Origin of the sequence: Clostridium sp. C8-1-8 (genome assembly GCF_009928445.1) — a bacterium.
In the GTDB taxonomy this organism is placed as follows: Bacteria; Bacillota; Clostridia; order Clostridiales; family Clostridiaceae; genus Clostridium_AR.
In genome coordinates, this window is sequence record NZ_JAABNO010000016.1 from 114,650 (window position 1) to 124,944 (window position 10,295).

The 10,295-nt window shown below is 31.5% G+C and carries 10 protein-coding genes; 9 read left to right on the forward strand and 1 reads right to left on the reverse strand.

Annotated elements, in window-relative coordinates; genetic code table 11:
- Positions 1–10 precede the first annotated feature (10 nt).
- From atpD to GXK57_RS16250, 8 genes are all read left to right on the forward strand, one after another.
- Complete coding sequence (gene atpD, locus GXK57_RS16215; protein ID WP_160678380.1) at positions 11–1,402, forward strand: F0F1 ATP synthase subunit beta; 1,392 nt, start codon at positions 11–13, stop codon at positions 1,400–1,402.
- A gap of 25 nt (positions 1,403–1,427) precedes the next feature.
- The gene (atpC, locus tag GXK57_RS16220) at positions 1,428–1,823 is read left to right on the forward strand and encodes an ATP synthase F1 subunit epsilon (RefSeq protein ID WP_160678382.1); all 396 of its coding nucleotides are present in this window, start codon (positions 1,428–1,430) and stop codon (positions 1,821–1,823) included.
- 394 nt (positions 1,824–2,217) lie between these two features.
- On the forward strand, positions 2,218–2,877 hold the full coding sequence (locus tag GXK57_RS16225) for a hypothetical protein (protein ID WP_160678384.1): 660 nt from the start codon (positions 2,218–2,220) through the stop codon (positions 2,875–2,877).
- Positions 2,878–2,898: 21 nt separating this feature from the next.
- Positions 2,899–4,167, forward strand: coding sequence for a UDP-N-acetylglucosamine 1-carboxyvinyltransferase (murA, locus tag GXK57_RS16230; protein WP_160678386.1), 1,269 nt, complete (start codon positions 2,899–2,901; stop codon positions 4,165–4,167).
- Positions 4,168–4,458: 291 nt separating this feature from the next.
- Positions 4,459–5,520: a stage II sporulation protein D gene (gene spoIID / locus GXK57_RS16235; RefSeq protein ID WP_160678388.1), complete on the forward strand. Its 1,062-nt coding sequence runs from the start codon at positions 4,459–4,461 to the stop codon at positions 5,518–5,520.
- 744 nt (positions 5,521–6,264) lie between these two features.
- Positions 6,265–7,002 (forward strand): peptidoglycan DD-metalloendopeptidase family protein, encoded by a 738-nt coding sequence (locus tag GXK57_RS16240; RefSeq protein ID WP_160678390.1) that lies wholly within the window; start codon positions 6,265–6,267, stop codon positions 7,000–7,002.
- A 108-nt stretch (positions 7,003–7,110) separates the two neighbouring features.
- Positions 7,111–7,365, forward strand: a complete 255-nt coding sequence (spoIIID, locus tag GXK57_RS16245; RefSeq protein ID WP_128212257.1) for a sporulation transcriptional regulator SpoIIID — start codon at positions 7,111–7,113, stop codon at positions 7,363–7,365.
- Between the two features lie 88 nt (positions 7,366–7,453).
- Entirely contained in the window at positions 7,454–8,485 is a 1,032-nt protein-coding gene (locus GXK57_RS16250; RefSeq protein ID WP_160678392.1) for a rod shape-determining protein, read from the forward strand.
- A gap of 107 nt (positions 8,486–8,592) precedes the next feature.
- Here the strand turns inward: GXK57_RS16250 and yyaC are convergent, their stop codons facing one another.
- A complete protein-coding gene (yyaC, locus tag GXK57_RS16255) occupies positions 8,593–9,123 on the reverse strand; it encodes a spore protease YyaC (protein WP_160678394.1) in 531 nt (176 codons plus the stop codon).
- A gap of 107 nt (positions 9,124–9,230) precedes the next feature.
- Between yyaC and GXK57_RS16260 the strand changes: the two genes are divergently transcribed.
- Positions 9,231–9,890: a hypothetical protein gene (locus GXK57_RS16260; RefSeq protein ID WP_160678396.1), complete on the forward strand. Its 660-nt coding sequence runs from the start codon at positions 9,231–9,233 to the stop codon at positions 9,888–9,890.
- Positions 9,891–10,295 lie beyond the last annotated feature (405 nt).

Here is a 10,295-nt window from a genome sequence, read left to right on the forward strand (position 1 = left end):
AGGTATTCTGATGCCTGGCAGTATAGGAAAAGTAGTTCAGGTTATAGGGCCTGTTATTGATATCAAATTTGATACAGATGCACTTCCTAATATATACAATGCTATTGAAATTCCTATGGGAGACCGTACGCTAATAGCAGAAGTTGAACAACATATGGGTGACGACATAGTTAGAACAATAGCTATGGAAGCTACTGAAGGACTAAAGAGAGGTATGGATGCAGTTGATAGCGGAAAACCAATTACAGTTCCAGTTGGTCAAAATGTTTTAGGAAGATTATTTAATGTTTTAGGAAAAACTATGGATGAAGAAGGGGATGTTACAAGTGAATTTAACTATCCTATCCATAGGTCAGCTCCAACTTTTGCTGAACAATCTGTTGAACCAGAAATGTTTGAAACAGGAATTAAAGTAATAGATTTATTAGCTCCATATCAAAGAGGAGGAAAAATAGGTCTATTTGGTGGTGCAGGTGTTGGAAAGACAGTTCTTATCCAAGAACTTATAAATAATATAGCAAAGCAACACGGTGGATTATCTGTATTTACAGGTGTTGGTGAGAGATCAAGAGAAGGTAATGATTTATTATCTGAAATGAAGGAATCAGGAGTTATCAAAAAGACTGCACTAGTGTTCGGTCAAATGAATGAACCACCTGGAGCAAGAATGAGAGTTGCTCTTACAGGACTTACTATGGCTGAATACTTTAGAGATCAAGGCCAAGATGTACTTTTATTTATAGATAATATATTTAGATTTACTCAGGCTGGATCAGAAGTTTCAGCGCTTCTTGGAAGAATGCCTTCTGCCGTTGGGTACCAACCAACTCTTGCAACTGAGATGGGTGCATTACAAGAAAGAATAACATCTACTAAACATGGATCAATTACATCAGTTCAAGCAGTTTATGTTCCTGCGGATGATTTAACTGACCCAGCTCCAGCAACAACATTCTCACATCTTGATGCAACAACAGTTTTATCAAGAAGTATATCAGAACTTGGTATATATCCTGCAGTTGATCCACTAGACTCAACTTCAAGAATACTTGATCCAAGAGTTGTTGGTAAAGAGCATTATGATATTGCATCAAAAGTTAAGCATATACTTGAAAGATACAAAGAGTTGCAAGATATCATAGCTATACTTGGTGTTGATGAACTTTCAGAAGAAGATAAACTAATAGTTGGAAGAGCTAGAAAGGTTCAAAGATTCCTTTCACAACCATTTACAGTTGCTGAGCAATTTACAGGAATGCAAGGAAAGTATGTTCCAATAGCTGAAACAATAAGAGGATTTAAAGAAATTCTTGAAGGAAAACATGATGATCTTCCAGAATCAGCTTTCTTATTTGTAGGTTCTATTGATGAAGCTGTAGAAGCTGCAAAGAAGATGTCCTAATTAGGACTTAAAGGGGAGATTAATTATGAATACATTTAATTTACATTTAATTACTCCTAATAGAGAGTTATTCTCTGGAGATATTGTAAAAATTCTTTCTAAGAATAGTGATGGTGAATTTGAAGTATATGCAAATCATATTTCATATATAACAAACACTATACCTACAGTAACTAAGTTTGTAGATGCAAATAATAAGGAATATTCTTTATTTACTTCTACAGGAATAGTTCAGTTCAAAGATAATCAATTAATCTTTGCTTGTGATTCTGCTGAATGGCCAGATGAAATAGATGCGTCTAGGGCAGAGCAAGCTAAAGAAAGAGCTGAGAAGAGATTACAAGGCTCTGTAGATGTTGATAATGTTAGGGCACAGGTTGCTTTAGCTAGAGCTATGGCAAGATTACAATTAAAAAAATAACCTTTAGGTTGAAAAAGGCAAGCCAAAGTTTTGGCTTGCCTTTTTGAATTTAAAATATTGTATTTAGTTTTATAAAAATAACTGTAGACATATAGAGATAAGTACAGAAAATTTATGTATTAAAAAAAAATTTTTAGATCATATAATTTATCATCAATTGACTAAAACTAAGTACAATTAGGTTACACTCATAAGTTTAATGACGTTATAAGGTATTAATCACACTTTATGGAAAAATATATATATTAATAATATACAATCTTATTCAAGTAATATATGCTTGTAAATCCATTCGTAGAACTATTGTGTTACTATGTTTAGACTAAAAGTGAGGAACAATATTGAATAAAAATAATTAACTTGGACAATAATCAAAAGGAAAGGGCGGGATGTTATGAGAATAAAGTATGCTTTATTATCAATTATTCTTTTGACGTTTTCTTTTGATATATTAGTTCATGCAAGTGATAGTAACTACAATTTAGTTACTAATGAGATACTAAAAGAAAACTCTGCGAGTATTGTTGAATGTGGTATAAAAATACAGTATCAATCCAAAAAGAATATAGATGAAATTTATAAAAAAACTATTGAAAAAATATATAAAAATGCAATTATAGAGTACAAGGAATATAAGCCAAGCTATTTTCGAATAACATACAAAAAAGATGGAGTGGCAAATGAAATTGTTGCAAATGTTGAAAATAATATTACTAATATATGTGCAACTTCAACAATGGAAATAAATAAAGATGAAACCAATATATTAAAGCAACAATTAGAAAAAGTACTATATGATGCCTCAATAGATGTACAATATTTTAGCTATGTTAAGGGTAATATAATAGAAGGTAGCGCAAAAAATAACATAGAATTAACAGAAAGAGCCCTTGTTAAGTATGGAGCTACAGATGTGAATACTATCAAATTAAGTTCGGGTTTTACTGGTGTAGCAAAGTTAAAAGACAACACAGCTATAAACTACGCTATTAGTGAAAATGATAAAAGAACATACTTAATTATTGGTACACCAATAATTTTTATAACATACTAAACAAGGTTAATGGAGGATAATATGGATAAAATCAGAGTTAAGGGTGGGAATGAACTTTCAGGTGAAATAAAAATAAGCGCAGCTAAAAATTCTGTTCTTCCGATAATTGCTGCAAGTATATTAGGTAATGATAAAGTTAAAATAAATAATGCTCCAATGCTTGAGGATGTATATGTAATATGCAATGTTCTGGAGGAACTTGGATGTAATATATCTTTAGATAAATCAAATAAATCTATAACTGTTGATTCTTGTAATATAAAACCGATAAATGCTAATAATGAACTTGTAAAAAAAATGAGAGCTTCTTTTCTTATTATGGGGCCAATGCTTTCTAGATTAGGTTATTGTAAGCTTTCACTGCCAGGAGGCTGTAACATTGGAAGTAGACCAATTGATTTGCATCTTAAGGGTTTTAAGGCTCTAGGAGCTGATATAGAAATAGGGCATGGATATGTTGAAGCTAGAGCTAAGAAACTTATTGGTAATAGGATATACCTAGACTTTCCTTCAGTTGGTGCTACTGAAAATATTATTATGGCATCAGTTTTTGCTAAAGGGACAACAATCATTGAAAATGCAGCTGAGGAGCCAGAGATTAAGGATTTAGCTGATTTCCTTAATTCAATGGGCGCAATGATAGACGGTGCTGGAAGAGGAAAAATAATAATAGAAGGTGTTGATAGCCTTAGGGGAACAGAGCATACTCCAATATATGATCGTATAGAGGCTGGAACATTTATGATAGCAGGTGCCATTACACATAGTAAAATTAAAGTTATGGGAATAAATGAAGAACATTTAAGACCAGTAATTGAAAAACTAAAGGAAAGTGGAGTAAAAATAGAAGTATCAGAAGAGGAGCAAAGCATAGTAGTTGATGGTAGGAATATAATAAAGTCTGTTGATATTAAGACTATGCCATATCCAGGCTTTCCAACTGATATGCAAGCACAGATGATGAGTCTGTTAGCATTGGCTAATGGTGTAAGTGTAATAACAGAAACTGTATTTGAAAATAGGTTTATGCACGTATCGGAATTAGCTAGAATGGGGGCTAATGTAAAAATTGATGGACGAACTGCTCTTATTGAAGGCGTTCCTAAGATCACAGGTTGCGAAGTTAAAGCAAGCGATTTGCGTGCAGGTGCAGCATTAATTATAGCTGGTTTATCTGCAGAAGGAGAAACAGATGTTACTGATATATATCACATTGATAGAGGATATGTAGATATAGAAAAAAAATTAAGATCAATTGGTGCTGATATAGAGAGATATTCTGTAGATTAAGCTTAAAAGTATTGGATGCTTATGTTATATATTTATAACCTATAACTTCGATAAAACTCAGATTACTTTAATTAGGTAATCTGAGTTTTATTTTTACGCATATTAGAAAGATCTCTGTTGATATATATAACTGAGAAAGTAATATTATATCTGTTAAAGCATATAAATCTATTATGCGAAAAAATTAAATTATACAAATCTATAAAAATAAGATTTGCTGCTGTTATCCGATATTTTTAAAAATAGGCTAAAATACAAATTTGATGTTAACTTCAATGGTGGGAGGTATTTATGAAAATTACTAGTAGAATAAGTAAAAAATACTTTTTAGGATTTGGAATAGTATTTTTTATTTGCTTCTTTACACCTATTATTATTTCACTATTAGCTGGAAGCAATAACAATTTTAATAAGAACATATCAAATATAAAGAATTTTATATTTGATAACAATCAAAGTGATCATAATAAACAATATGATTTTCATAAGATAAAGGTCTATAATACCGAAACAAAAAAGGTACTAGAAATGGATCTGGAGCAGTATGTCTATGGTGTTGTGGCTGCAGAAATGCCAGTAAACTTCGATTTAGAAGCTTTAAAAGCTCAAGCAGTGGCCGCAAGGACTTTTGCATTAACTAGGATAGTAAACAAATGTCCTCAGGCCAATGGAGCAGACATTTGTGATTCTACGCATTGCCAGGTATATATAGGAGAGGCTGAAAAGAAAAAGCAGTGGGAGGCTAGCAAGTCAAAGGATTATTGGGATAAAATTGTACAAGCTGTTGATAGTACAAAAGATCAAGTATTATCTTACGATGGGTATCTTGTGATGAATCCTCAATATTTTGCAGTAAGTTCAGGGAAAACAGAAAGTTCAAAGGAGGTATTTGGAAGTGATGTGCCATACCTAGTATCGGTGGATAGTCCAGGAGAAGAAAGAGCGACAAAATATAAAAGTACAGTTTCTTATAGTTATGATAAATTTACTACGTTAATAAATAATTACTATAAAGATAGTGGAATAAAAAAATCAGCATTAAAATCTCAGGTGAAGATACTTTCGAGAACAGAAGGTGGAGGAGTAAATGAGATTTTAGTGGGAAAAACTACAATTAAGGGAACTGATTTTAGAAAATTATTATCTTTAAATTCTACTAACTTTTCTATATCATTTTCTAATGGAAAAATAGCATTTAATTGCATAGGATACGGCCATGGGGTTGGTCTAAGTCAGTGGGGAGCAAATGCTATGGCAAGCACTGGAGCAACTTATGATAAGATATTAAAGCATTACTATTCAGGAGTAGATATAAAGAAGTTAGAAGATATACGGATAAGTAATAAGAGCTAGATGTATTGATGATTAAATAAACATATATTAATATTTATATAAATCTATACCACTTCGTTCTGAAAGCTAATTTTCAAAATTCCTCTGGTTTCTGAGAGGATAGTTTGAAAGTATAAGTTTTGCTGCGAAGTGGTAAATTTATTCTTCTAAATAGACACATCACATTAATACTTAGACTCAAAATAAAGCCTTCAATGAATATATGAGGCTTTATTTTGATGTAGTCCAATATGAAGTAGTATGTCTATAAATACGTTGGTTTATAATAAGATTTTTCCTGAACCATTTAAAGCTTAGAAAGAAAAAAAGTCATACTATCATTAGGAACTCTACCGTAATAATTTAAATAATTAGGATAATGAAAAATCACTAAATGGATACCGTTAGTGATTTTTTTGCTTTTAGAGAGTAAAAACATAACGTGTTAGTTATTTTAGCTATATATTTTTGAAAAATATATATAAGTTTGTTTTAATTGATTGTTCATATGGAATCTCCTTCGTAGCTACTTGATTTCGGCAATATTATTAAACATAGCTGTATTTAAAAATTGAACCAAGTAAATGCGTCATGAAGATGTGGATAATAATATTTAAATGTGGATATAAATTAAATGAGTTTTTGTTAATTAATAAATAGTTAGAATTGTTTTGTAGAAATTTGTTGGAATTTATATGAAAAAACTATAGGAAATTATGTATTTTTTAGTAACTAAAGGAGAGACTAGTTAATGGAGGTGTTCATATGGACAAAAAAAATAACAAATTTATAAGCTTTTTTAAGAAGGAGGGTTTTTACGTTATTCTATTTGTATGTTTATGTGTAGTGGCTACAGTTGCAGCAATAACTGCAAGAAATAATGCTAAAAAAGTTACACCACAAGCAAACAAAGGTAATGTTGCTGTAAATATAAATGATTCAACTAAGTCAACTACTCAAATGCCAGGCGCTGAGCAAGTGAAGAAGCCTACAACTGGCAATACAGCAACAGGGGTAACTGTACCTAACACTAAAACTGTTTCAAATACATCAAAAATAACATTTAATAACCCAATTAGTGATGGAGCAGTATCAAGAGCTTTCTCAGATGGTAGTAAACCTATTGAAGTAAAAGGATTCAATGTATGGACTACAGTTATAAAGGGAGTAGGTATAAATGCTAAAAAAGGTACTCCTGTTCTTGCTGCATCTGAAGGTAAGGTAACTGATGTTGGAACTGGTGATGAATTTGTAGGAAATTATGTTGTGATTTCTCATCAGAACGGAATGAAAACTGTCTATACTAACTTAGATCCTCAGATTGCTGTTAAAAAGGATGATGTAGTCAAGGCTAAGCAAACAATAGGTAAAGTAGGAGATTCTGCAAGGATGCTTAAATTTGAGCCATATGCTGAACATTTAGGATTTCAGTTGCTTGACTCAAAAGATCAACAAGTTGACCCAGGGAAATATATAAAATTTAAAACAGAAGCAAATAAATAATATATATTCAGTCATTTTCTAATAAGAAAATGACTGAATATTAGAAAATGTAATTTACTTTAAAGGTAGTGCATATTTATTAATATAGCTAATTAAGGAGGTAGCATTTTGAAAGACTACATTGAGGAAAGAGTCTTAGAAGTTGCACAGTATATCATAGATTCAAAAGCTACAATTAGAAAGACAGCGAAAGTATTCGGAGTTAGTAAAAGCACGATACACAAGGATATGACAGAGAGATTACCTAAGATTAATCCGGTAATTGCCCAGAAAGCAAAGATAATTTTAGATTTGAACAAGGCAGAGAGACACATAAGAGGAGGAAAAGCTACAAAGTTAAAGTATAAAGCTATTGAACGTTAATCACATTCCATGTATAATTTAAATGATAAATTATGTAAAAAATGCTCAAATTATGTTTGTGTTAATAGAATAATAGGAGTGAGTAGGAATGTGGTTTTTGGGAATGGGAACAGATATTGGTATTGATTTAGGTACGGCCACTGTGCTTGTTTATATTAAGGACAAAGGCGTCGTTTTGAAAGAGCCATCTGTTGTTGCAGTAGATAAGGTTAATAATAAAATATTAGCCGTTGGAGAAGATGCGAGACAGATGATAGGAAGAACCCCTGGAAATATAGTAGCAGTACGTCCACTTAGAGACGGTGTAATTTCAGACTATGACATGACTGAGAAAATGCTTACATATTTTATAAGAAAAGGGTGTGGGAAGAAGAGGATATCGGCGCCTAAAGTAATGGTATGTGTTCCTTCTCAGGCTACTGAAGTAGAAAAAAGAGCTATAATGGATGCTTCAAAGAACTCAGGTGCTAGAACTGTATATTTGATAGAAGAACCTCTAGCTGCTGCTATTGGTGCTGGCTTAGATATAAATAAGCCTAGCGGGCATATGGTAGTCGATATTGGCGGTGGTACCACCGATATTGCTGTAATATCTTTGGGAGGCATAGTAGTAAGATCCTCTATAAAAATTGCTGGTGATAAGTTTGATGAAGTTATTATTAAATATATAAGAAATAAATATAAACTTATGATAGGTGAAAGGACTGCAGAAGATCTAAAGATTAATGTAGGTTCTGTTTTTCACAATATGAGAAACCTATCTATGCCTGTAAAGGGTAGAAATTTAATAACTGGTCTTCCAGATGTAGTAGACATAACAACTGAAGAGATAAGAATAGCTTTAAAGGATACGGTAAATATGATTTCAGAAGCAGTTCACTCTGTTCTGGAAAGAACACCACCTGAATTAGCGGCAGATATTATAGAACATGGAATAGTAATGACTGGAGGCGGTGCATTGCTACATGGACTTGATAATTATTTGGAATCGGAGACTGGTGTTTTAGTAAAAGTTGCAGATGATGCAATTTCGTGTGTTGCTATTGGTACAGGCATTGCTTTGAGAAACTTCGAAAAATTAGAACTCAACAAAGATATGGAAGTAGAGCTTGTTGAGTAAAAAGGACAGAAAAAATCTGTCCTTTTTATTATGGCTTTTTTAATTATTAGGTGGGCAAAGGTTATAAAGAGTTCCTATATAGAAACTTATTTTGAAGCACTACATAGCTATTTTTGAAGACTACTTAAATAATAAGCATGAATTATAGAATCTACAATTACATAAGCCATCTCCATAACTAGGTTTAATCTTATTGACCTACTAGTAAAAATTTCTGAGTTTTCGCTAGAATCAACAATACCTATAATCGAGGCATCTCCAACGTCAGGAAGGGTTTTTCCAACTCCTTTTCCAGGATGTATTGGATAGTCACGAGTGTGAATTTCTCCTATTGAATTGGAGTCGCCTAAACATGCATCAATGCCTATGATACATGCATTAGGATGCCTTGAATTAATTTCATTAAGTTTCTTATCAAGGTTCAATGCATGTATTGGTGTGGCTATTGTGCCATAAATAGGAAGTGGAAAAAATTTATCTTTTAACATTGTGCCAACAAGTGGACCAAGGCAATCTCCTATGCATTTATCAGTACCTATACATACAATTACTGTGTTATCTTTAACATAGTTTTTCAAGAAGTAAGCTATCTCGTAGTAAGCAAGCGATGATTTATAATCTACTTTGATTTTATTCAACATCCCACCCCCTCAGTAATTTATATGAGGTATTTAAATAAAATATTAAACAAGAATAAAATATTACTTTAATGTCAATATTTATAATATTGAAAGGTGGTTGCCCTGTGAGTAAAAGAGAAAAAGTTTATAGTTCAATAATAATTATAATGACGGTTATTTCTGTTAGTATCTTACTGGCGTACAAGGATAATTCTTATGATTATGGAGATTTGAAGATAGATCAGGAGCAGTTTCAGGTTAATAACCATGATAATAAGAATAATATAGATACAGGTAAGAGAGAAGCTAACAATATAAATAAGCCAAGTACAAAATTGATAAATAATAATTCAAATAGTAGTTATAAGAAGAAATTAAATAATAGTGAAATAAAGTATAATAGTAGTGAAGAGGCGAATTTAAAAGAAGACGTTAAGGACAAAGATAAAGACGATATATATGCTGATAATAAAATGCATGAAGAATACTCTGTAGAGGATGAAACAGTTCAAACAATGTCTATTTTTAAAGTGGATAAGAGCACTATAATCAGCAAGATAAGTGTAGCTGATAAAGCTAAACTATTATATATTTCAAGAAAGTTATCTAGTGCTGATTATAGTAATATACAAGATGATTTAAAAAGTAGCAATGAACTAGAAGCAGCTGAAGATATATTCAAAATATTAAAAAATAGATTATCCTCACAAGATTATGACAAGGTGAAAAATATATTGGCGCCATATATAAATGTTGAATATATAGATGGTAATTTAGGGAGGTAAAGTAGTAATAAGGGCATATATAGTAATAATTAAAAATTGATTAGAAGTTATTATTTATGTAACTTTAATAGTCATATGAATAAGTCAAAGCTTGCAAAATATAAAAATAAAATGATATTTATTTTTATAACTTTGTATCTTAAATTGCTAATTATGATATAAAGGTTAGTATTTTGTATTAAATAAAAGAAAATAAGAGTAAAAGTGATGTAGTTTCGCATAATCGATAAAAATGAGTAAAAACTGCAGTTGAAATTAAGAACATAACATTATATACTAATCCTTGTCGATTGGCACCGACGAAAAAATAAAAAACATTGAATATGGTATATACATATATTCAATTACATGGAGGAGTTCCCGAGTGGCCAAAGGGGGCAGACTGTAAATCTGTTGCAAGTTGCT

Excerpts from the sequence above, each read along its gene's own strand:
- atpD (WP_160678380.1), top strand. The coding sequence starts at position 11 with ATGCCTGGCAGTATAGGAAAAGTAGTTCAGGTTATAGGGCCTGTTATT.
- atpC (WP_160678382.1), top strand. The coding sequence starts at position 1,428 with ATGAATACATTTAATTTACATTTAATTACTCCTAATAGAGAGTTATTC.
- GXK57_RS16225 (WP_160678384.1), top strand. The coding sequence starts at position 2,218 with ATGAGAATAAAGTATGCTTTATTATCAATTATTCTTTTGACGTTTTCT.
- murA (WP_160678386.1), top strand. The coding sequence starts at position 2,899 with ATGGATAAAATCAGAGTTAAGGGTGGGAATGAACTTTCAGGTGAAATA.
- spoIID (WP_160678388.1), top strand. The coding sequence starts at position 4,459 with ATGAAAATTACTAGTAGAATAAGTAAAAAATACTTTTTAGGATTTGGA.
- GXK57_RS16240 (WP_160678390.1), top strand. The coding sequence starts at position 6,265 with ATGGACAAAAAAAATAACAAATTTATAAGCTTTTTTAAGAAGGAGGGT.
- GXK57_RS16250 (WP_160678392.1), top strand. The coding sequence starts at position 7,454 with ATGTGGTTTTTGGGAATGGGAACAGATATTGGTATTGATTTAGGTACG.